A 22,582-nucleotide genomic window follows, 5' to 3' on the forward strand; every position below is an offset into this window, starting at 1 on the left:
CGCTGCTGTCGTCCGCCGCCCCGATTCCTAGCCGGCAATGGATTTGGGTGAAGGGACTTCCTGTGCCCAGGGCTGAGGCCTGCCGAGCAGATAGCCCTGTCCGATCGCGCAACCGCGGGCGAGCAGCAATTCGACCTGCCCCACCGTCTCCACCCCCTCGGCAACCACTTCCATGCCCAGGCTCCCGCCCAGCTTGCCGATGGCATCGACGATGACAGCGTCGCCAGCATCCTGTTCGATATTTCGAACGAAACTGCGATCGATCTTCAGCACATCCACCGGATATTGTTTCAAATGGCTGAGCGATGCGTAACCCGTACCGAAATCGTCCAGCGCGATCCGCACGCCGGCCGCCGACAGCCGATGAAGCGCCTGTTCAACCTGTTCAGCTCCGCGTCCGAGAAACACCGTCTCCGTCACCTCGACCTCGAAATGCTGGGGCTGGACGCCGCAGCGCGCCAGATGAGCCAGGACATAGCCGGCAAAATCATGCTGCATGAAGTCCGCCGCCGACGCGTTGATGGCGACCCGTCCCGGATCATGGCCCGCGTGCAGCCAGCGGCGCACATCCCGGACGACATTGGCCAGCATCTTCTCCGTCAGATCCACGGCGATTTCCGCATTGTCGAAAGCGGCGGCGATCGAATCGGGCGCATGCACGCCGGTGCGCGGATGCTGCCAGCGGAGGAGCGCTTCATAGCCCAGGATGCGCCCGGTCCTGAGGTCAACTTTCGGCTGGTAATAAGGCACCACCAGATCGTCAGCGATCGCCTGCCGCGCCATGTGGATCATCGAACTGCGCTGCTGCGCTTCGGCCCGCAATGGCGAATGGAACAGCGTCAGCCGCCCCCGGCCCGCCGACTTCGACGCGTAGAGCGCGAGGTCCGCAGCCTTCAGCAATTCGGCCGCATCATCGCCATGCTCGCCGAAAACCGCGCCGCCAATGCTGACGCTGCAATCGAGCGAGCGGCCATTATGGACATAGGGTCCGCGCACCCCACCCAGCAATTCGGTACTCCACGCCACCAGCGCCGCACTGTCGGCAAGCGAGGGCGCGAGCATGCCGAATTCGTCGCCCCCCAGCCGCCCGATCATGGCGTCAGCCGGGGCGCTGGCGGCAAATCGCTGGGCAAAGCCGCAAAGCAGAGCGTCTCCGGCGTCATGACCCAGCATGTCATTGGTCCGCTTGAGGTCATCGATGTCGACCAGAACCAGCCCGAAACTCTCGCCGCTCCTGCGGGCCTGCTCCGTCATCACCTCCAAGGTTTCCTGCCAAAGCGCCCGGTTGGGCATGTGCGTCATCGGATCATGGGTGGCCGCCCAACGGATGCGATCCTCGATATTGCGTTCTTCGGTCACGTCCTGGAAGGTGACGATCAGTCGCAGCGGCCGACCGGCCTCGCAAGAGCTGGTCCAGCCGATACTCTTGATCCAGCGCAGCGCGCCATTGTCGGCGCGATGGACCCGGAGGGTGGCTTCGAAATGCGGCGGCATCTGGCCGCTGGCCACGGCATCCAGCATTCCGGCGAGGCGGGTCCGATCCTCCGGATGTACGATCCGCAAAGCTGTTTCACTGGTCGCTGGTTCGGTAGCGGAGAGACCCAGCATTTGCCGGAATTCGGGCGACCAGGTGCGCGTACCGGTGGTGGCGTCGAAATCCCATATGCCCAGCCGCGCCGATTGCACCGCCAGGCGAAAGCGCTCCTCACTTTCCGCCAGTTCACGCTGGGCGACCTTTTGCGCATGGATATCCTCCAGCGTGCCGTACCAGCGCAGGATTTGACCCTGCGCATCCTTGCGCGCTGATGCACGCGCCCGCATCCAGCGATAGCTGCCGTCGAGCAGGCGCAGGCGGTAATCGACATCGACCGGGTCGCCCGAAACCAGCTTTTCCGCCCAGACTTCGAGTGTCCGGCCGACATCGTCGGGATGCAGGGACGCGATCCACCCCCTCCCCCGCGCCAGTTCCGGTGGCATGCCCGTCAATTCTAGCCAGCGCGGCCCGACTTCATCGATCGCGCCGTCGGGCGCGGCGGTCCAGGGCACTTGCGGGCTGAGTTCGACCGACCAGCGATAATGCTGCCGGCTTTCCGCCAGGGCTTCGGCCAGCGTCTGGCGGTCCGGATCGAACCGATCGTCAATATCCTCGATCGTGCCATACCAGAGCGGTGCTTCATCCGGTTCCCCGACCAGCACCATCCGGACGACGCCCCATCTCTTCGCGCCCGACCGCGATTTCATCCGGACGGGAACGGGATCGGGCCGGGGCGAAGATCGGGCCGCGTCGGCCAGCGCCTTCCAGTCGCGCCGGTCCAGTATCGACCGCCAGCCGAAACCGGTTATGTCGCCGGAAAAATGGAGCGAAAACTGGTCGGAGCCGATGTCCCGCGACAGGATGCGGCCGAGTCCATCAGCGATCCAGCGAACTGCCGGGGGTGAAATTTGCTGGAAGATGGGCGAAAACAGGAGTTCGTTGCGATAGTGCAACATATGCGGGTCGAGCGCGTTCGGCCCGGATTCCGCCCCGAATTGCCCAAAACGACGATCAGCAAAACGATCCATGGACCGGCCCCGATCTATGTTGCATCCTCCACCTCATGGGGATGCACTAGCGGAAAAAGTTAAATAAGCTTTCCAACGCAATAGGTGGAAAACCATTCATATCGGCGGGAACTTGGATCCCGGCGTCTATTTGCGGAAAATCGCGGCCAGTTCGCGCGGCAGGGGTGGTTCGTCGCGCGATTCGACCGCCTGCACGGCCTGCGCCTGCTCATCGGGATCGAAACGGGTCCAGCCGTTGCGGCTCAGCCGTTCGAGCGGGCGGTAGCGGATCTTATATTCCATCCGCTGCGATCCTTCGACCCAATAGCCGAGATAGACATAGGGCAGCCCGGCCTTCGCGGCGCGCAGGATATGGTCCATGATGATGAAATTGCCCAGACCCTTGCGATCCTCCAGTTCCGTGTCGAAGAAGCTGTAGATCATCGACAGGCCATCGCCCTGCCGGTCGGTGAGGCAGGCGCCGATCAGCCTGCCGGGGCGGCCATCGACGCCCGGTTCGCGATATTCGACGACATGGCTTTCCACCGGGGTCTGTTCGACCATGTCGGCAAAGTCCATCTCGTCCATTTCGGTCATGCCGCCGCCCGGATGCCGCGCGCGCAGATAGCGCTGGAGCAGCGCGAACTGCTCCTCGGTCGACCAGGGCTTGCAGGCAGTGATGACGAGATCGCTGTTCTTGCGCAGCAATTTGCGCTGGGTCGCATTGGGTTCGAACTCGCCCGCGACCACGCGAACCGATACGCAGGCGGAACAATCGGCGCAGCTCGGCCGATAGGCGACATTCTGACTGCGGCGGAAACCGATCCGGCCAAGGGCGTCGTTGAGTTCGGAGGCATTGTCGCCGCTGAGTTCGGTGAAGACCTTGCGCTCGCTCCGCCCCGGCAGATAGGGACAGGGGCTGGGATTGGTCACGAAGAAACGCGGAAAGCGGAAAGGCGCACTCACAACCGCATCTCCCCCACAGCGCTGCCCGACCCCTGATTCATGAGTCGACTATGCCGTCCCCGGGCGGCTGTGAAAAGTTTATTTACCACGAAAATCGCCTGCAGGGCAGAGGCGCCTTCCGCGGCGCCCGCCATCAGGCGACCTCGATCGGCGCCACCTCATAGCCGACCTCCCGCAAAGCGGCGATCAGGCGCTCCAGATGGGCGCCGTCGCGCGTCTCGCACTCGACGTCGAGGCTGAGGCCCTTGGCGGGCAGATTGGTGAAAATCCGCTGGTGCGACAGTTCGAGGATGTTGACCGCTTCCTGGTCGAAGATGCGCGCGACATGGAACAGCGCGCCCGGCCGGTCCTGCAGGATGATGCGCAGCCGCGCGAGGCGGCCGGACCGCGCCAGGTCGCGCAGCAGCACATTGGCCAGCAGGCGCGTGTCGATATTGCCGCCGGTCAGGATCAGGCCGACATTGCGTCCCGCAAATTGATCCCTGTGCGTCAGCAGCGCCGCGAGCCCGGCGGCCCCCGCCCCCTCCACCACCGTCTTTTCGATCTGGAGCAGCAGGCTGACCGCCTCCTCCAGATGGCGTTCGCTGACCAGCATGACATCGTCCGCCAGCCGTTCGACGAACCGGCGGGTGAGTTCGCCCGGCTGCTTGACGGCGATCCCCTCCGCCAGCGTGTCGCCGTCGCAGGGCAGGTTCGCGCCCTTGATATAGTCGTACATCGACGGATAAAGCTCCGCCTGCACGCCATAGATTTTGATATCCGGCTTCATCGCCTTGGCCGCCGTCGCCACGCCCGAAAACAGGCCGCCGCCGCCGATCGGGATGACCAGCGTGTCGATCTCCGGCGCGTCCTCCAGCATCTCGAGCGCGACCGTGCCCTGCCCGGCCATGACGTCGGGTTCATCGAAGGGATGCACGAAGGTCAGCCCCTGCTCCACCTCCAGCTTGCGGGCATGGGCATAGGCGTCGTCGAACTTCTCGCCATATTGGACCACGGTGGCGCCATGGCCCTGCGTCTGCGTCACCTTCACCGTGGGGGTGGTGGTGGGCATGACGATGGTGACGGGCACGCCCAGACGCTTGCCATGATAGGCGAGACCCTGCGCATGATTGCCCGCCGACGCGCCGATCACGCCCTTCGTCTTCGCTGCATCGTCCAGTTGAAGCAGCCGGTTGAGCGCCCCGCGCTCCTTGTAGGCGGCGGTGAACTGGAGATTTTCGAACTTCAGATACACTTTGCAGCCGAACATGTTGGACAGCGTCTGGCTGACCAGCGTGGGCGTATGCACGACCGAACCGGAAATGCGCACCCGCGCCGCCAATATATCATCGACGGAAATGGGCAGCGGCATGGCGGTTTCGATCTTGGTCAAGGTGTTCATGCGCGCGCACCTACCCTAAAATTACGGCGGAAGGAACTGGCACTGACGGAAAACTGTGCCTATGGCTTTCCTGCACGCATTGAAATGCATGAGGCATATGGCACATATCGCTTTTATCGGCCTGGGCGTCATGGGCGGCCCGATCGCAGGGCATCTGGCCAAGGCCGGTCATCAGATGACGGTATATAATCGCTCCATCGGCAAGGCGAAAAGCTGGGCCGAGGCCTATGGCGGGGCGGTCGCGGTCAGCCCGGCCAAGGCGGCCGAATATGCCGATATCGTCATCAGCTGCGTCGGGACGGACGACGATCTGTCGCAGGTGACGCTGGGCCGCGACGGCGCGTTTCGCGCGATGAAGCCCGGCGGTCTCTATATCGATCATACCACGGTGTCGGCGCGGATCGCACGGCAGCTCTATGTCGAGGGCGAGAGCCGTGGCCTCTATTTCGTGGACGCCCCCGTCACGGGAGGGCAGGCGGGCGCCGAGAAGGGCACGCTGGCCGTCATGTGCGGCGGCAGCAAGCCCGCCGTCGACGCCGCGAAGATCGTGATGCAGGCCTATAGCTCGCGCATCGTCCATGTCGGCCGGGCGGGTTCGGGCCAGACCGCCAAGATGGTGAACCAGATCTGCATCGGCGGCGTGGTGCAGGGCCTGGCCGAAGCGCTGCGCTTTGCCCAGGCGGCGGAACTCAATCTCGACAAGCTGTTCGAGGCCATTTCGGGCGGCGCGGCGCAAAGCTGGCAGATGGACAATTATTGGAAGACGATGGCGGCGGACAGTTTCGATTTCGGATTCGCGGTGGACTGGATGCGCAAGGATCTGGGGCTGGCGCTGGAGGAGGCGCGGGCCAATGGCGCGACCCTGCCGGTGACGGCGCTGATCGACCAATTCTATGCCGATGTGCAGGCGATGGGCGGCCACCGGCAGGACACCAGTTCCCTGGTACGGCGGATCACGCGGGCATGAAGGCTGCATGGTGGGCGGCGGTCGCCGCGTTTTCCCGGCCGGTTCTGGTCCTGCCGGTTCTGGCCCCCGCCGTTCTGGCCCTCTCCGTTCTGGCCCTTCCCGTTCCGGCCGTCGCTTCGGGCGTGATCGACAATGTGAACGGCATCGCGCTGGACGCCGATGGCCGCATCCTGCGGTTCAGGGCGCTGACCATCGACGATGAGGGCAAGGTCGAGGCGCTGCTGCCCGACCGCTATCAGGAGCCCGAACAGCCGCGCCCGAAGAAGCGCAGGAAGAATGAGCCGGAACCGGCCCTGCCCAAAAGGCTCGCCTTCAAGCTGGACGCGGGCGGCAAGACGCTGATTCCCGGCCTGATCGACGCCCATGGGCATGTGATGGGCTATGGCCTGTCGCTGATCACGCTGGACCTGTCGGACACCAGGTCGCTGGCCGAGGCGCAGGCGAAGATCCGCGCCTATGCCGCCGCGGGCACGGGCCGGAAATGGATCATCGGCACCGGCTGGAACCAGGAGGCATGGGGCCTTGGCCGCTTCCCCACCGCCGCCGAACTGGATGCGGCGGTCAGCGACATTCCGGTCTGGCTGGAGCGGGTGGACGGCCATGCGGGCTGGGCCAATTCGCTGGCGATCAAGGCGGCGGCCGTCACGGCGGCGACCAAAGCGCCGGCGGGCGGCCGCATCGAGATGGCGGGCGGCAAGCCCGCGGGCGTGTTCGTCGACAAGGCGATGGAGTTGGTGACGAGGGTGGTGCCGCCGCCCGCGCCCAAGGACCGCGACATCGCGCTGGAAAAGGCGCAGCAGGCGCTGTTGCGGCAGGGCATTACCGGCATTGCCGACATGGGCACCAGCATCGAGGACTGGCAGGCCTTCCGGCGGTCGGCGGATCGTGGCGCCCTGCGGGTGCGGATCATGTCCTATGCGCTGGGCCTCGACAATATGGTGCTGATCGCCGGGCCGGAGCCGACGCCCTGGCTGTATGACGACCATCTGCGCATGGGCGGGATCAAGCTGATCCTGGACGGCGCGCTGGGATCGCGCGGGGCGTGGCTGAAAGCGGACTATGCCGACGCGCCGGGGCAGCGGGGACTGCCGATGATCCCCTCCACCCCATTGCGCAATGTCATGAGCCGGGCGGCGATGGACAATTTCCAGATCGCCGTCCACGCCATCGGCGACGCGGCGAACAGCGAGATTCTGGACGCGATCCAGGAACTGAGCGAAACCTACAAGGGCGACCGGCGCTGGCGCATCGAACATGCGCAGATCGTGGACCCCGCCGAACTGCCGCGCTTCGGCCGGTTCGGCATCATTGCGTCGATGCAGCCGGTGCACCAGACGTCGGACTGGCGCATGGCGACGGCCCGGCTGGGCGACGCCCGGCTTAAGGGCGCCTATGCGTGGAAGGCGATGCTGGACAATCGCGTTCCCCTGGCCTTCGGGTCGGACGTGCCGGTGGAGAGCCCCAATCCCTTCGCGGGCATAGCCGCCGCCATGAGCCGGGAGGATGCGACGGGCCAGCCCGCGGGCGGCTGGATGCCGGAGCAGCGGGTGAGCTTTACGGCAGCGCTCGACGGATTTACGCGGCAGGCAGCCTATGCGGGCTTTGCGGAAACGCGTTTCGGCAGCCTGATTCCGGGGCAGCGGGCGGATTTCCTGCTGATCGACCGCGACATTTCCGCCGCCAGCGCCAACGATATCCGCGCGACGCAGGTGCTGGAAACATGGATCGGCGGCAAGCGGGTCTATGTGAAGGGGCAATGATGCCCCTTACAACACATTCCCGGCTGCATTGAAGGCGTCCTCCTCGGTCTCCGGCAGGGGCGGCTGGACCGGCTTGTCGCAATCCTCTTCCTTCATATGCGCGCGCAGCGAGTCCATGCGCCCCAGGTTCCAGCGCGCGAGCGGCACGCCCAGCGGACGGAATTCCGCGCGGTCGAACAGTTCCACCACATAATTTTTGCAGAGATTGTCGACCTGATCCAGCGTCAGCATGCCCAGGTTCATGACCATGGGCTTGCCCGGCACGCCATTGCGGCCCCGGACCAGATCGGTGACGTAGAGGCCTCCGCGCGGATCGACCAGCACGACATCGGCCTTCGACGCGTCGATCATGCGATGGCTGGCCGCATAGGGCGCCACGAAGGCATGGGTGCGCCAGACGAGGAAGGCGCTGCCGAACAGGGTGATGAAGAAGCCGATGAACAGCGGCCGCATCGCGGCGGGCCGGAAACGCGCCCATCCCAGCCCCGCGAGCAGGCAGAACGGCCCGATGAAGCCATGGGCATAGCGAAAGCCCCAGCCATAGCCCTGGGCCAGGGCGAAGGCGCAACCGGCAAAGCAGCCCAGCGCCAGCGGCAGCGCGATCTCCTGCCCCCGGATCGCCTTGCGCCAGTGCATCGCGGACACGCCCAGCGCCGCCAGCGGCACCATGAGGATATTGTTCCAGGCGGCGAAGCGGCTGAGATTGACCAGCGGCTGCCAGCGGTCGCCCAGCCGCTCGAACAGGCTGCCGACCTTGTCCGCCACGCCGGCCGAGGGCCGGATATCGGTGGGCTGTCCCAGCAAATGGGTGAGGAAGGCGGGCCAGAGCTTTGCCCAGACGATGACGATCGCCGCCAGCACAAGGATGTGGAAGAAGGCCACTTTCCAGCGGCGCCCCAGCAGCATCCACAGGATGAAGGGCGCAATGAAGATCGGCGGGAAATGCCATTGATGCAGCCCCGCCGCCGCCAGCGCGACGACTCCCGCGCCCAGATGCCCGAGCAGCCCGCCGCGCAGCACCAGGGCGAGCCAGACCATGTTGAGCGCGAAATGGCCGGTCATGGCATAGGGCGTCATCGCCGTGACCCAGAGCTGGGCGGAGGACAGGCCGAGCAGCATCGTCACCCATACCGCGTCCGGACGATCGGGGAAGAGGTGCAGCGCCACCCGCCACAGCGCGAGGAGGCCCGCGATCAGCAGCACCGGTCCCGCCAGATTGGGGTCGCCCAATCGCCAGAACAGCGCCTGGATCGCGCTGTTCACCGGCAGATAGGCGGCCGTCCAATAATCCGCCGCGCCGAAGGGCGAGAAGAATTCGGGCATGATCGCCCGGCGATAACCCTCCCACTCGAGCGGGATCGGCCGGGCCAGGAAACCTTCCCGCATATAGGCGGCGGCGAAGCGCGCCACTTCCTCGTCGCGGGAGATGGAATAGTCCTGGAACAGCCAATAATGGCCCGCCCAGGCGACCAGCCCGAACAGCAGGACCAGCGGCACCATCACCCGCGCCCTCGGCAGGGGAAGGCGCCAGCCCAGCCCTTCGGCAAAGGGCGCCGCCAGCGTCAGCAGCAGCAGGGCGCCCAGCAAGGCGGGGAAATCCTGGTCCAGGAACAGGATGACCGGAAGGCTGATCCCCTGCCGGTAGGTCACATGCCAGAGGAAGGTCGCGCCGAGCCACAGCGTCAGGCCGATCGCGCCCGCCAGGAACAGGCGGGATGCGCTGATCCAGCGCGGCTTGGCAGGGCGCGGCGCGGCGTCCATCAGCGGTCCTGCGGCAACCGCGCCTGATTGACGAAGATGCCGTCCATCTCGACCAGCAGCGGAAAATGGCCCTTGTTGTTCGCGAAGAAGGCCGAGGGAACGAAGCCGCGATCGCCGAGCCAGTCGATCATCGCGCGATAGCCGGTGCCGCCCTCATAGATCGGCCGCACGCCCAGTTCGGTCTGGACGCCGAGCATCTCGCCCAGAGCTCCTCCCGCGCCCTGGCAGACAGAGAGGTCGTGGCCCTGCGTATCCATCTTCAGGAAGGGCCGGGCGAAACCGTGCGCGTGCCTGAGTTCGGGCAGCATGGTTTCGAGGCGGCGGCATTGCATGTCGAGGGTGCGCGTCACCTTGTTCCGTTCGGCGAAGATCGCATCCTGCGCTTGGGACGGTTTCTTCAGCGAGCTGAACTGGTCGGCCGCCATGATGTTGAAGCTCGCCATGCCGTCGAAATCGGACAGCGCGATGTTGAACGCGTGCCATCGGCGATCGGAGGCGGCGCGCCGTTCCAGTTCCGCGAAAATCTCCGGATTGGGCTCGAAGGACAGGATCGTGCCCCGGAAACCCGCGTCCTTGCGCAGCATCGTCGCATATTGGCCGCGATTGGCGCCGACGTCGAACAGGCAGTCAACCTCGAACGCCGCCAGGAAGCGGCGGAGCGCCTGGATTTCGGGATATTGATGCACCCGGCCCGCCACAGCGAGGCGCAGCGCCAGCGCCCGGTCGGCCAGTTCGCGAACATAGCGGCTCATTTCCGGGTCGCCCTGGCGCCTGCCGATAGCACGGAACGATAAATGCCGATCGTGGCCAGAGCCATGTCCTTCCAGTTCCCCATCGCTTCTCCATAGGCCCGCGCCCTTGCGCCCAAAGCCTGCCTGATGGCGGCGCCTTCTACGAGGGGCAAGAGGGCTTGCGCAAGCGCCGGTGCATTTCCGGCCGATGCCCTGACGGCCACGTCGCCGGGCAGGGATGCGAACATGCCCGCGTCCGACGTCACCATCGCCTTGCCATGGTGCAATGCGGACAGGAAGGCGCCGCTGCTGTCGATATGGCGATAGGGGAAGGCGATGATGTCCGCCTTCGCCATGTGCGCGTCCAGCCGCTGTTCGGTGAGGAAACCGAGATCGGCGATCAGCCGATCGCCGAAGCCCGCTTCATGGACGCTTGCCAGCAGGGGGCCGATGTCCATGAAGGGCTTGCCCGCCAGCACCAGTTCGAACCGGTGCCCGGCGCGCCAGAGCGACAGGCAGGCCTCCACCAGCAGATCGACGCCCTTATAGGGCCGGATCGTGCCGAAAAAGAGCAGGCGCGGCAGGGCCGGATCGGCGATCAGCGCGAGATCGGCGGGGCCGGCCGGAGCGAGCCGCATCGGCGGATGCGGGGTCACATGGATGCGCGCCGGGTCGAGCCCCTGCCGCTCCAGCGCCGCACGGGTCGTCTCGCCATGCACGACCAGCGCATCGAACATGTCGAGCAGGGCGCGATAGCCCTGCCCCTGCACCCCGGAATCGGCATGATAGGCGTCGGCATTGTGGACGGTGTGGACCAGCTTCGTCCGCCCCCGGAGCCGCCGCAGCATCAGCCGGTCGACGGGCGCCAGCGGCAGCCATTGCATATGCGCGACGTCGCAGGCGGCAAGCGCGTCCAGATCGCCCATCGCGCAACTCAGCCCATATTCCGCCGCCTTGGCGAACCGGAAGACCCGGCCTTCGCCGATCCGTTCGCGCAGCGCCTCGCTCCGCCGGAAGAAGCGCGGACGATAGGCATAGCCCTGCGGCTCTATGGCATCGGTGGCGCGCATCGGGCGTGCGAGCAGCGTCACCTCCGCCCCTGCCCGCGCCAGCGCGGCGCACAGGCTGTCGTCATAGCGGCCGGTGAAGAGCGAGGGATCGCACATCGCGACCTTCATGGCCGCCTCCCCACCAGCCGATGGAGCGACAGGCCATGGATCGCCGCCGCCGCCAGCAGCGTCAGCGCATAAAGGATGAGGAACAGCAGATCGAACCGTTCCGGCGCGAGGATGCGGGCCAGCGGCACGCTGAGCAGGGAACCGGCGAGGAAAGGCAGGGAACGGCCCAGCAGATGGGTGAAACGCCCCAGCGCCCCCTGCACATAGACCGACACGCAGATCACGGCGAGCGCGAGCAGCGCGCCGTCGATCAGCAGCAGGTCGATCCTGTCGATCGCCGCGCGCCCGTCGAACAGCCTGGCGAACAGCCATTCCCCCACCACCATCAGCGCGCCCGAAGCCCCGAGCGCGAAGACCAGCGCCGCGCCCAGCGCCCGGACCATCAACTGGCGCAGCCGTGCCCGGTCCCCGGCATGATAGGCGCGGGTGATGCGCGGCAGCGCCGCCTCGACCATGGCCCGCACCAGCATCGACAGCGAGCGCGACATCTTGAAGAAAAAGTCGAAGAGCAGCATCGGCCGCGCATCATGCGTCGCCGCGGCGATGGTGAAATAGGGCGCGTTATAGGCCACTATCTCCGACAGGGTGAAGGCCGCCGAAGCGCCGATGTCGCGCAGATAATGCGCCCGCACATGTCCTCCCCCCGCACGGAAGGACAGCCAGTGCGCCACCCGCATCCCCAGCCGCCGGTGCACCAGCGCGATCGCATAGCCGATCACGGCGATGCTGACGCAAAGCTGCAGGGCCAGCGACAGGCGCGGGTCCAGCCCCTGCAGGATGAAGAGCAGCAGCGCGATCGTCATGACGCGACGCAGGCAGTCGAGCGCCTCCCAGAGGAAATTGCCGTCCACCGCCGCCAGCGCCCTTTTCGCCAGCAGCGCGGGCAGGTTGATGCAGGCCGAAAGGAAGAAGAGCAGGAAGAGCAGCGGCATGGCCGTATGCAGCCCGCCCACCGCCAGCGCCACCGACAGGATCGCGAAGCCGCCGACGATCAGCAGGCCGAGGAACAGGAACAGCACGCCCATTTCCTCCAGGCGGAAGCCGCCCGCATCGTCCGCGGGAAGGCCCGGCCCCAAATTCCCCAGCCCCAAATTCCCCAGCCCCAAATTCCCCAGCCAATGCCGCCGCAGCCGCGCATAGATGATGCTGGTGAGGCCGAATTCGGCGGAAATGGTGAAGTTGCCGAAGGCCACCAGCAGCAGGAAGGACTGGAATTCCCTGAGCGGCAGGACGCGCACGAACACATAGGTGACGGCAAAGCCCCAGATCAGCGTCAGCCCGACATTGGCGAGCTTGATCAGGGCAAGGATGCGGGCGGAAGCCTCCATCCGGGCCAGCGCGCCGCCGGAGTCCTTGTGCACCGGGATCAGGCTCGCACCGGCTTGCGCGCGCGGAACAGGCGGTCGTCCAGCGCATAATGGTGGCGCGTGTCGGGATCGATGCCGCTGGCGTCGATCTCCTCCAGTTCGAAGCCCGCCGCGCGGATGCGCCCGGCGAAGTCGGGACCATATTGGCGCACATGATCCCACTGGCCGAAGCGGCGCTCGCGTTCGCGGGGCGGCATGTCGAAGCTGCCGTCCTCGGTCGGCTTGTCCCATAGCGGCACGATCAGCCACGCCTCGCCACCGGGCTTGAGCGCGCGATGGATGTTGCGCAGCACGGCATGGTCGTCAGGCACATGTTCCATCACATGGCTAGCGTAGAAGAGGTCGTAACGATCGGTGTCGTCCAGCGCCATCAGGTCGACGCGCCGCATGGCGGGCACATGATAGCGGCCGGGATCGAGATCGGCGGGCGTATAGTCGGCGGCGGCGGAAAAGCGGCGGACCAGGCTGGCCTCGTTGGGCGCCATGTGCAGCACCGCGCCCTGCCGCGGCACGTTCAGCACCCGCCCGGCGATCAGATGGTTCATCAGCCGCTCGCGCGGGGAAGCGCCGCAGTTCGGGCAACCCCATTCCGCATTGTCGCCATAGCGGAAGAAACCGACCACCGCCTGACCGCAGGCCGGGCAAGCCCGGCTCGCCCGCGCGCCCAGCGCCTTGCGCACGGAGAGCAAGGTCCGGGTCAGATGCTTGCCGGCGGCCTTCGCCACCCGCTGGAAAGTAATCACGCCTTGGCTCCAAAAAGCAGTTGGCACCGGCCTATACAATATGCCGCCGCTTTGGCGAGAGGGATCAGCGCGACTTGGCCGGATTCCAGATCGTGACGGTGCGCCCGGTCATCGCCTTCACGACGCCCTGCAGGGTCGCGACATAGGCGATCAGGATGTCCACCACCGCCGCGAAGGGTCCGCCCCTCGAGCGCAGGCCGCGCCACAGGATGAAAACGCCGGTCAGCCCGCCGATCATGTAGAGCGTCGGGGATATCCGCAGCGCCAGCGTCCCCGCCGCGACGATGCCGGCCAGGATGAAGAGCGCGCCGAACCAGCGCACGATCTTGCGCGAGCCGTATTTGAAGCGGTCGAGGGCGGTCATGCGCCGCAATTGCGGCCGCAAATGGCCATGCGTGTGCCAGGCGCGGGCGGCGATCCGCACCTTGCGGCGATATTCGTCGCCCCGCGCCGCGACCAGCCGTTCGCGGGCGATCACATCCCCGGCCTTGACCAGCCGCTTGCCTGCGAAGACCACCGCCATGGAGACGGTCAGGTCGTCGAGCACGCTGTCGGGAAATTCGGGATAGAGCGCGCGCCGGATCGAGAAGATCGAACCGTCCGCCCCCAGCACATTGCCGGTGCGCGATTCCTCGTCCTTCAGCCTTTCCTCGATCCGCCAGTAGAGCGAGCCGACCGAAGCCGTCGCGCTCTCATCATCGCCGACATAGCGGAGCGAGCCCAGCACGCCGCCAATTTCCGGATCGGCATAGCGCGCCAGCAGACGGGCGATCGCATCCGCGTCCAGCAGGACATTGGCGTCGGTGAAGATCAGCACATCGCCCGTCGCCCGCGCCGCCAGCAGCTTCATGCCATGCGCCTTGCCGCTTCGCCCCGGCCCGCGCAGCAGGGTCACAAGATCGCCCTGCGCGGCGATCAGGGCCGCCGTCCCGTCCGACGAGCCGTCGTCGAAGGCCAGGATTTCCAGCCCCGGATAGCGCGCCTTCAGCATCGACAGATTGGCCAGCTTTTCCGGCATGGCGGCCGCCTCATTATAGGCGCAGAAGAGCAGCGAGGCGGACGATGGCGGAGCCGCGACGGGCCGTTCGGGGCGCGTCGGCAGCATCTGCAGGACCAGCGGATAGAAGAGAAACGGCCATGCCACCGCCACCAGCGACAGCAGCAGCACGACGGCCGCGATCAGGTCGATCCCGTCCATCAATAGGCCTTGTGATGCACCAGCACGCCGATGGTCGCGACGATGATCCGCAGATCGCGCCAGATCGACCATTCCGTCACATATTCAAGGTCCGACTGGAGCCGGTCGATCAGATCCTGATGATGATCGGTCGACCCGCGATGGCCGCGGACCTGCGCCAGACCCGTCATGCCGGGCTTGATGCAATGGCGCGCCCAATAGCGCTCGTCCACCTCCCAATAGAGGCTGTCTCCGGCCTTTGCGGCGGCGGCATGGGGGCGCGGGCCGACGATGCTCATGTCGCCGCGCAGCACGTTGAACAGTTGCGGCAGTTCATCGATGCTGGTCTTGCGCAGGAAGCGGCCGACCGCCGTCACCCGGTCGTCGTCGCGGGCGGTGAGCCTGTCGGCCTTGCGGTCGCTCGCCTCGGCGCGCATCGAGCGGAACTTGTAGATGTTGAAGGGCGCGGCGTCGCGACCGATGCGCGGCTGGCGGAAGATGATCGGGCCGGGACTGGTCAGCTTCACCGCCAGCGCCGCCGCGATCAGCACCGGCGACAGGGCGATGGTCGCGACGGTCGCGACGACAATATCGAAGAAGCGCTTGATGATGCGGTCGCGGAACTGGAACGGCCCGCCCGCGACGATGATCGTCGGCTGGCCGTCAAATTCGTCCAGCCGGGCGGGCGCGAAACGCAGCAGTTCGGGCACGACGATCTCACCCCGCGCGGAAAGCGATTTCAGCGCCACCGACCAGTCGTCCATCCGATCGATCGGGCAGGCGACGATGACGCGCTCCGCCATGCCCACGGCCGCCGCCAGCCGCGCCGCCATGTCCGCGTCGTGCCGGGCGGGATGAAGGCTGGCGGCCCCGGCCTCGATCACTTCCATATGGGGTCCGGTTTCGATGGTGACGCCGTCCATGATGACGGCGGTCAGATGCGGCACCTCCCCCAGCAGGCGGGCGCCCAGCCGCGCGATGAGGAGCCGCGCCAGCGTCACGCCGACGGCCGAGAGGGACAGCCCGACCACGAAGGTCAGACGCGACAGCTGCTCCGCGATCTTGCCCAGATAGACGATCAGCAGCATCAGCATCGCCGCCTGCGCCAGTGCCAGCAGCCCCCGGAATATGCCGCGCCGGATATTCTCCAGCATGTGGATGCCATAGGCACCGCTCTGCACCGCCAGCAGGGTGTAGAGCGGCGCGATCATGGCGAACATGACAAGTCCGTGCGGCTTGCCCGGTTCGCCCGCCCAGGCGCCCAGCACCAGCCAGTTCGCGGCGAGGAACGACAGGAACAAGCCCGCCATGTCCCCCAGCAGACACAGCAGGTAAAGCCGCAACCGCAAGATTTCCTTGGAGACTGTCACTTTGGGGCCTTGAATGAACTTCCGTGACGCTCCGTTGGCACTGCCGGGCCGCGCTGGCAAGGGGCTGTGCCGGTTCAAAGGGCGAAGAGCCGGGTCAGCGCCTTGTCCAGCATCAGCAATTGCCAGAGCAGCCGGCCATGATCGGCGATCCCCGACTTGTGGTCCGCCGCGACCCTGCCCAGCACCCGCGTGTCGAACCAGCCGGTCTTCGCCAGTGCCGATCCGCCCGCGATCGCGCTGGCTTCGCCGGCCAGCGGCCCCCGGAACCAGGCGCTGATCGGCGTCACGAAGCCCATTTTCGGCCGGTAGAGAATATCCTGCGGCAGAAACGGCTCCATCGCCTTCTTCATCAGATATTTGCCGCTGTTGCCGCGAATGCGCTGGGCGACGGGCAGGCGGGCGGCGAACTCCACCAGCCGGTGGTCGAGCAGCGGCTCACGCGCCTCCAGGCTGACGGCCATGCTCATCCGGTCGGTCTTGGTCAGGATATCGCCCGGCAGCCAGATGCGGATATCGGCATATTGCGCCCGGTCCAGCGGATCGCGCGCCGGGGCATCCGCCATCGCCCTGACATAGCGATCCTCCGCCCGATAGGCGCCAAGCCGGGTCTTCATATCCTGGCTGAACAGCCTTTGCCGCAGGGCATGGGGCGTCACCCCGACCGAGGCGGCATAGGCTTCGCCGCCCTCCCCCGCCAGTTCGAGGAAGGTCGACCTGGCACGCAGGGGACGTGGCGCCCAGTCGGCCTTGGGATAATAGCGGCCCAGCGTCCCGAACAGGGGTTGCCGCACCGATGCCGGGATCAGCGCGCGCAGCCTTTCCCCCTGCATCTGGAAGCGATGGCGGCGATAGCCGGCAAAGGCCTCGTCCGCACCATCGCCGGACAGCGCCACCGTCACCTGCTCCCGCGCCAGTTCGCACACCCGATAGGTGGGCAGCGCCGAGGCGTCGGCGAAAGGCTCGTCGAAATGCAGCGCCAGCGTGTCGATCAACCCGTAGTCGTCGGGCGAGACGACCCGCATGCGATGGTCGGTCGCGAAGCGCCGCGCGATGCGGTCGGCATAGGCGGTCTCGTCCAGTTCCCGGACGTCGAAGCCGATGGTGCAGGTCTTGACCGCCTGTTTCGACGCTTCGGCCATCAGCGCGACCACGCTGCTGCTGTCCACACCGCCCGACAGGAAGGCGCCGAGCGGCACGTCGGCCACCATGCGGGAGCGCACCGCCTGCCGCATCAGCGCGACCAGTTCCTCCTCGAGCGCTTCGGGCTTCGCCCTGCTGCGGTCGGCGAAGCTGACGTCCCAGTAGCGCTGCGGCTGCGGCAGGGGCCGCCCGCGCACGACGCGCAAGGTCTCCCCAGCGCCGAGCTTTCGTACGCCCGCCACCATGCAGGCATCGTCGGGCACATAGCCATAGGCCAGATAATCCTCGACCGCCGAGAGGTCCGGCGCGCGGCGCAGCAGGGGGTGGGCGAGCAGGCTCTTGAGCTCCGAGCCGAAGATCAGGCTGCCGTCGGACAGCAGCGCATAGTGCAGCGGCTTCACGCCCAGCCGGTCGCGCGCCAGCCAGAGCGCCTGCGCCCGCGCATCGAACAGGGCGAAGGCGAACATGCCGTTGAATTTTTCGACGCAGGCCTCGCCCCATTGGCGGTAGCCGTGGAGGATGACTTCGGTATCGCTGTGCGTGCGGAAGACATGGCCCTTGGCCTCCAGTTCCGCCCGGACCTCCATGAAATTGTAGATTTCGCCGTTGAAGACGACTGCGAGACTGTCATCCTCGGTCAGCATGGGCTGCGCGCCGCTGCCAAGGTCGATGATCGACAGGCGCAGATGCCCCAGCCCCACGCCCGGCGCGGTCCAGATGCCGCTGTCGTCCGGCCCGCGCCAGGGCATCGCGTCCAGCATCAGGCCGACCCGCGCCGGATCGACCGGCTTGGCCGTTTCAAGGTGGAAAATGCCCGCTATCCCGCACATGCGAAAGAGCCTTAGCGGGTTCCAAGGCTTCGGTCAGCCAAATCCTTCACATTGCCGAGATCCTGCAGGAAGGCCGCGATCGCCGCGTCGGACGAACGCCCGGCCCTTTCCTCCGCGGACACCAATATGGCGGCCGCGCGCTGGTCGGTGCCCAGCAGGCGCGCCTTCATCGTTTCCAGCTTCACCAGATGGGCGCTCCCGGTCGGATCGTCGCCGCCCACGACATAGAAGCTGACGACATGGCGTATTACCTGGCCGGGGCCGGTGATCTGCTCGCCGCGCCCATGATCGGGCGCGGGCGCGGATTGGGACCAGGTCCAGCCGCTGCCCGCCCCCGCCGCGCCCTGACCGAAACCGACCAGTTCGCGGCCCTCGTCCTGCCGATCATAGGTCGCGATGGCGAGGTCGACCACCTGCCCCGCCGCATTGCGATAGCGCGCCATGCCGAGATAATCCGCGCCATCGAAGCGCGGCCGCCAGGGGGCAAGGGCAGGTTCGTCGCTGCGGGTCCAGCCCTTCAGATCGGGCATGGAAGGCGCACCGGGCAGCGGATCGCCCGCCGCCGCGCTGGCCGCGATCCACAGCGGCGCCGCGGCGATCAGCGCCAGCCCGATGCCGGCGACCCTGCCGGTTCCGGACGCGGCGGGAGGCCGAGGCTGCAACCTGTGTGGATCGAACCAGGGATCGCCGGGCCTGCGGTCGAAAAAGGGCCATGCGATCGCCATCACCAGCGTCATGATGATGGCGAAGAACACCCAGCCGTAAACGACATGGTCGAACCCCGCCGCCGCGTCGATGGTCGTGAGTTCCGCGACCCAGATCGTCGCGAAGGCTCGCACGCCGTTGGCAAGGACCGACAGGGCCAGCGCACCGACCATGAAGGAGATGCGCCGCGGCAGGGCGGTGAAGCAGAGGTTGCAGACCAGCAGGCCATAGGCCGTCATCGCGATCACGAACTTGGCGCCGGAGCAGGCCTCCGCCACCTCGAAATAACCGTTGGGCGTGGTGATGAAGATGCCCTGCATATGGGCGGGAACCCCCGCGATCCCCAGCAGCACCATGCTGATATGCGCCGTCACGAGCTGGAGCGGCGCGACGATCTCCTCGCCGAAGGGCACCATGAAAAAGGCGTAGAACAGGGGGAACAGCAGCGCGCGCGCCACCGCCTGTCCCAGCAGGGCGATCACCGCGCCCTGCAGCATGACGACAAGCGCGCCATGCCGCACCACCGCGACGCCAGCCGCCGCGCCCGTCATCCATGCCAGCGCGCCCAGCCCCAGCCAGAGCAGCCCCGGCGCCCAGGCCACCGGTTCAAGCTGCCTCAGCCCCGGCAAGCGCTGCTGCACCAGCCAGGCGATCAGCAAGGGTATGAACAGGCAATGGCCATAGGTGGACGCATTCCACCAGATCGCCATCATGCCCGTCGCGTCGCGATGGAACAGCAGCAGGATCGTCGCCGCGACGATGGCGAGCGCCGTCAGATGCCCGCGCCATCCGGTCAGCCCGCTCCCCTGCCACGGCCCTGCGGAAAGAACGCGCTCCATCAGGCCGCCACCCCGTTCGCCGGGACCGGGCCGAACAGCATGTCGGGCCAGGCGGCCAGCGTCGCGGACCAGCGGTAGCGTTGCTCCATCCGCGCCCGCGCCGCCGCGCCCAGCCGCCGTGCTCCACGGGGGTCGGACAGCAGGGCAATGACCTTCGCCGCCTCGCCGGCCGGATCGGCGGCGATCAGCAGATGATCGCCATCGCGCGCGTCGATCCCCTCAGCCGCCTGGGCCGATGCCACGACCGGGCGCGCCATCGCCATCGCCTCCAGCACCTTGTTCTGGATGCCGCGCGCGATCCTGAGCGGCGCGACGATCACGTCCGCCGCCGCCAGCCAGCCGCGCACGTCGGGAACGCCACCGGTTACGATCACGCCCGGCAAGGCTGCCAGGGCCTGGACCTGCCGGTTGGGATTGCGCCCGACAATGGCGAAGCGCGTGCCGGGACACGCCGCGCGAATGGCGGGCAGGGCCAGCGTCGCGAAACTTTCCACAGCCTCTGCATTGGGGCGATAGTCCATCTGGCCGGTGAAGACGAGCAGCGGCCCATCCCCATGCTCCACCGGCGGGAAATCCCCTGCCGGATCGAAATAATCCAGCGCCACGCCATTATCGATGGCGACGACGCGATCCTTGCCCAGCCCGCTGGCCCGGCGGAACAGCGCGGCCTCCGCCTCGCTGACGAAGGCGCACAGGTCGGCGCGCGCCGCCACCGCCCGCTCGAAATCGAGCAACGTCCGTCCTTCGCGCCGGTTGATCCACGCCATCGGGCCGGAACCCTGCGCGCCATAGGCGGCATATTTGGCGGAATCGAAATCCACGAAATCCATGACGAAGCGCACGCCATCGGGCAGCGGCGGCACGAAATGCGCCATCTGCGCGGAATAGGTGACGACCGCCGCAATCGGCCGCTCCGCCAGCGTGTGCGCGACCCAGCGATGCAGCCCCGGATGATCGAACAGCGACACCAGCAGCGGCCGGCCCGTCGCCAGCCCCTTCAGGCCCGCCGCGATGCGCGACCGGTCCCGAATCAGCACGCACTGGCTGGCGGTCATGGCCGCCATGCCGGGCGCGAACCCCATGTCCCGCGCATCGTCGGCAAAGCAGCCGACATGGACGGGCGCGACCTGCGCCATCCGCTCCAGCAGATGGTAGGAGCGGATCTTGTCCCCGCGATCCGGCGGAAAGGGGATGCGGTGGCAGAGGAAGAGTATCTCGCCCGTCACCCAAGGCCCCGCGCGATGAAAGGGCCGATCAGGTTGGCGACCGGCAGGGGCAGCTTCTTCCAGAGTTCGATCCGCCGCTGATATTGCGGGCTGTTGGGGTTGATGTCCCGCATCCCGCCATTTGCCGGCCAGCTATGATAGGAGAGCGGGACCGGATCGAAGCCGAAGCTCTTCTTCCACGCCGCCTGGCCGCTGCCCGTCTTGGAACGGCCGAAATCGAACATGGTCATCCCCCGGTCGCGGCCATGCGCCATGAGGCGGTAATACATGAGTTCATTGGACCGCAGCCGCCGCGCGTCGCCGATCCCGCCGCCCCAGAAGGGCATGACGCGCCCGTGGTGATAGAGGGTCAGCACCGCCGAAACCGGCCGGTCGCCTTCCAGCACGACCAATATGTCGGCATCCTCGCCAAATTGCCTCAGCACCTCGCGGAACAGCCGTGCCGGGAAGACCGGCGTGCCCAGATTGCGCACGCTTTCCGAATAGACGCGATAATGCGCCTGCCGATGCCGCGCATCCCGCCCGATCTCGACCCGCAGCGCATCGTTCGCCAGCGCCTTGCGCAGTTCGGCGCGGTGCTTGCGCGGAACGGCGAGCAATTCCGCCTCATCATCCGCCGCGAGCGGACGCGTGAAACCGAGATGGCTGCCCTCGTGCCGCGCCCAGCCTTCAGCCGGGACCGGCCCGCCGCGTATCTCGACCGAAGCGATGCCGCCGTCCCGCGCCATGCCCTCGCAGGCCGCGGCCAGGGCGGACACCGCCGCCGGATCGCTCGCCAATATGCCGCCGTCCACGGCAAAGCCCGACGACACCAGCGCCTGCCCGAACAGAAGGCTCTTCACATGATGCAGCGGCAGCAGCCCGACGATCTGCCCCGAAGGCGCCACCGCCGAAAGCATGTGCGCCCGGTTGCCCGTGCCCCGCGCCACCGCCAGCAGCCATGCCGGACGATGGAAGGGCGTGCCCTCGCCATGTCCCATCACGAACGCATCCGCCGCCTGCCGCTGCGCCGGATCGGTGAGATCGAGGGCCGTGACCAACAGTTCGCCCGCCATCATGCCGCCCGCTCCGCTTCCTGGGCGGCCAGCGCATCCACCCGCGTCCACTGGAAGTCCCGCGTCAGCCGCCGCAGCTTGGCCGCCATGCCGGAGAGGTTGGTATAATGCCGCAGCCGCGAGCGCAGCGGCGCGCCCTCGACGCGCGGCTGATCGGGATCGATTTCCCAGGGGTGGAAATAGATGATCGCGGGCCGCCCATCCCGCCGGTTCACCTGACGGATCGCCCAGCGCGAAAAGCCATAGGGCAGCAGCCGGAAAAAGCCGCCTCCCCCCGCCGCCAGCGTGCGGCCCGCCAGCTTCGCCGTCGTCACCGGCAGTTCGACCAGCGGCGATCCCTTGACCGGCTTCCACGCGAAGCGCGGGCTTTCCGGCCAGCCATAATGGTCGTGCCGGATCGGTGCGACGCTGCTGGAATAGGCATAGCCTTCCTCGGCCAGCACCTCATGCGCCCAGGGCGTGCGCCGGTCGATGGAGAAGCTGGGCGCGCGATAGCCGGTCACCGCCTGCCCGCTCGCATCCTCCAATATCGCCCGCGACCGGCGCAGATCGGCGCGGAAGCCGGCCCCGTCGAAGGTGAAGACGCGCGCATGGTCATAGCCATGGCTCGCCACCTCATGCCCCGCCTCCACGATCCGCCGCATCAATGCCGGGTAGCGTTCCGCCACCCAGCCCAGCGTGAAGAAGGTGGCCTTGACCCCCGCCTCGTCGAACAGCGCCAGCACCGCATCGCTGTTGCGTTCGACCCGATGGGTCAGGCCCGCCCAATCCTCGCGCCGGATCGTGCGTTCGAACGCGCCGACCTGGAACCAGTCCTCGACGTCAACGGACAGGGCGTTCAGCAT

The 22,582-nt window shown here is 67.0% G+C and carries 17 protein-coding genes; 2 read left to right on the forward strand and 15 right to left on the reverse strand.

Features of this window, described 5'->3' with window-relative positions; translation table 11 throughout:
• Nucleotides 1-27 precede the first annotated feature (27 nt).
• From MJ601_RS03160 to MJ601_RS03170, 3 genes are all read right to left on the reverse strand, one after another.
• Nucleotides 28-2,562 carry a sensor domain-containing protein gene (locus MJ601_RS03160; RefSeq protein WP_242123164.1) on the reverse strand — a complete coding sequence of 845 codons (2,535 nt, stop codon included), beginning with the start codon at nucleotides 2,560-2,562 and terminating at the stop codon, nucleotides 28-30.
• 126 nt (nucleotides 2,563-2,688) lie between these two features.
• Nucleotides 2,689-3,507 carry an arginyltransferase gene (locus tag MJ601_RS03165; RefSeq protein ID WP_242123166.1) on the reverse strand — a complete coding sequence of 273 codons (819 nt, stop codon included), beginning with the start codon at nucleotides 3,505-3,507 and terminating at the stop codon, nucleotides 2,689-2,691.
• A gap of 133 nt (nucleotides 3,508-3,640) precedes the next feature.
• Nucleotides 3,641-4,888, reverse strand: a complete 1,248-nt coding sequence (locus tag MJ601_RS03170; RefSeq protein WP_242123168.1) for a threonine ammonia-lyase — start codon at nucleotides 4,886-4,888, stop codon at nucleotides 3,641-3,643.
• A 97-nt stretch (nucleotides 4,889-4,985) separates the two neighbouring features.
• Here MJ601_RS03170 and MJ601_RS03175 point away from each other — a divergent pair, with 97 nt between their 5' ends.
• Nucleotides 4,986-5,855 (forward strand): NAD(P)-dependent oxidoreductase, encoded by an 870-nt coding sequence (locus tag MJ601_RS03175; protein ID WP_242123170.1) that lies wholly within the window; start codon nucleotides 4,986-4,988, stop codon nucleotides 5,853-5,855.
• Between the two features lie 59 nt (nucleotides 5,856-5,914).
• The gene (locus MJ601_RS03180; protein WP_491572879.1) at nucleotides 5,915-7,615 is read left to right on the forward strand and encodes an amidohydrolase; all 1,701 of its coding nucleotides are present in this window, start codon (nucleotides 5,915-5,917) and stop codon (nucleotides 7,613-7,615) included.
• 6 nt (nucleotides 7,616-7,621) lie between these two features.
• Here MJ601_RS03180 and MJ601_RS03185 read toward each other — a convergent pair whose 3' ends face one another.
• The 12 genes from MJ601_RS03185 to MJ601_RS03240 all read right to left on the reverse strand — a co-directional run bounded on the left by MJ601_RS03185 (nucleotide 7,622) and on the right by MJ601_RS03240 (nucleotide 22,582).
• Complete coding sequence (locus MJ601_RS03185) at nucleotides 7,622-9,376, reverse strand: MFS transporter (protein WP_242123174.1); 1,755 nt, start codon at nucleotides 9,374-9,376, stop codon at nucleotides 7,622-7,624.
• Nucleotides 9,376-10,128 carry an FkbM family methyltransferase gene (locus MJ601_RS03190; protein ID WP_242123176.1) on the reverse strand — a complete coding sequence of 251 codons (753 nt, stop codon included), beginning with the start codon at nucleotides 10,126-10,128 and terminating at the stop codon, nucleotides 9,376-9,378. The genes MJ601_RS03185 and MJ601_RS03190 overlap by 1 nt, the downstream gene beginning before the upstream one ends.
• A complete protein-coding gene (locus MJ601_RS03195) occupies nucleotides 10,125-11,285 on the reverse strand; it encodes a glycosyltransferase family 4 protein (protein ID WP_242123178.1) in 1,161 nt (386 codons plus the stop codon). The genes MJ601_RS03190 and MJ601_RS03195 overlap by 4 nt, the downstream gene beginning before the upstream one ends.
• Nucleotides 11,282-12,613 (reverse strand): hypothetical protein, encoded by a 1,332-nt coding sequence (locus MJ601_RS03200; protein WP_242123322.1) that lies wholly within the window; start codon nucleotides 12,611-12,613, stop codon nucleotides 11,282-11,284. Before MJ601_RS03200 ends, MJ601_RS03195 begins: the two co-directional genes overlap by 4 nt.
• A 38-nt stretch (nucleotides 12,614-12,651) precedes the next feature.
• Nucleotides 12,652-13,395, reverse strand: coding sequence for a class I SAM-dependent methyltransferase (locus tag MJ601_RS03205; RefSeq protein ID WP_242123180.1), 744 nt, complete (start codon nucleotides 13,393-13,395; stop codon nucleotides 12,652-12,654).
• A 64-nt stretch (nucleotides 13,396-13,459) separates the two neighbouring features.
• Complete coding sequence (locus MJ601_RS03210; protein ID WP_242123182.1) at nucleotides 13,460-14,593, reverse strand: glycosyltransferase; 1,134 nt, start codon at nucleotides 14,591-14,593, stop codon at nucleotides 13,460-13,462.
• The gene (locus MJ601_RS03215) at nucleotides 14,593-15,942 is read right to left on the reverse strand and encodes a sugar transferase (RefSeq protein ID WP_242123184.1); all 1,350 of its coding nucleotides are present in this window, start codon (nucleotides 15,940-15,942) and stop codon (nucleotides 14,593-14,595) included. Before MJ601_RS03215 ends, MJ601_RS03210 begins: the two co-directional genes overlap by 1 nt.
• Nucleotides 15,943-16,016: 74 nt before the next feature.
• Complete coding sequence (locus MJ601_RS03220) at nucleotides 16,017-17,912, reverse strand: XrtA/PEP-CTERM system amidotransferase (RefSeq protein ID WP_242123187.1); 1,896 nt, start codon at nucleotides 17,910-17,912, stop codon at nucleotides 16,017-16,019.
• Between the two features lie 11 nt (nucleotides 17,913-17,923).
• Nucleotides 17,924-19,456, reverse strand: a complete 1,533-nt coding sequence (xrtA, locus tag MJ601_RS03225) for an exosortase A (RefSeq protein WP_242123189.1) — start codon at nucleotides 19,454-19,456, stop codon at nucleotides 17,924-17,926.
• Nucleotides 19,456-20,682, reverse strand: coding sequence for a TIGR03087 family PEP-CTERM/XrtA system glycosyltransferase (locus tag MJ601_RS03230; protein ID WP_242123191.1), 1,227 nt, complete (start codon nucleotides 20,680-20,682; stop codon nucleotides 19,456-19,458). The genes xrtA and MJ601_RS03230 overlap by 1 nt, the downstream gene beginning before the upstream one ends.
• Complete coding sequence (locus MJ601_RS03235; RefSeq protein ID WP_242123192.1) at nucleotides 20,679-21,740, reverse strand: FemAB family XrtA/PEP-CTERM system-associated protein; 1,062 nt, start codon at nucleotides 21,738-21,740, stop codon at nucleotides 20,679-20,681. The genes MJ601_RS03230 and MJ601_RS03235 overlap by 4 nt, the downstream gene beginning before the upstream one ends.
• On the reverse strand, nucleotides 21,737-22,582 hold the full coding sequence (locus MJ601_RS03240; RefSeq protein WP_242123194.1) for an XrtA system polysaccharide deacetylase: 846 nt from the start codon (nucleotides 22,580-22,582) through the stop codon (nucleotides 21,737-21,739). Before MJ601_RS03240 ends, MJ601_RS03235 begins: the two co-directional genes overlap by 4 nt.

The sequence above is a fragment of the Sphingobium trunci genome (assembly GCF_022664535.1).
Taxonomy (GTDB): Bacteria; Pseudomonadota; Alphaproteobacteria; order Sphingomonadales; family Sphingomonadaceae; genus Sphingobium.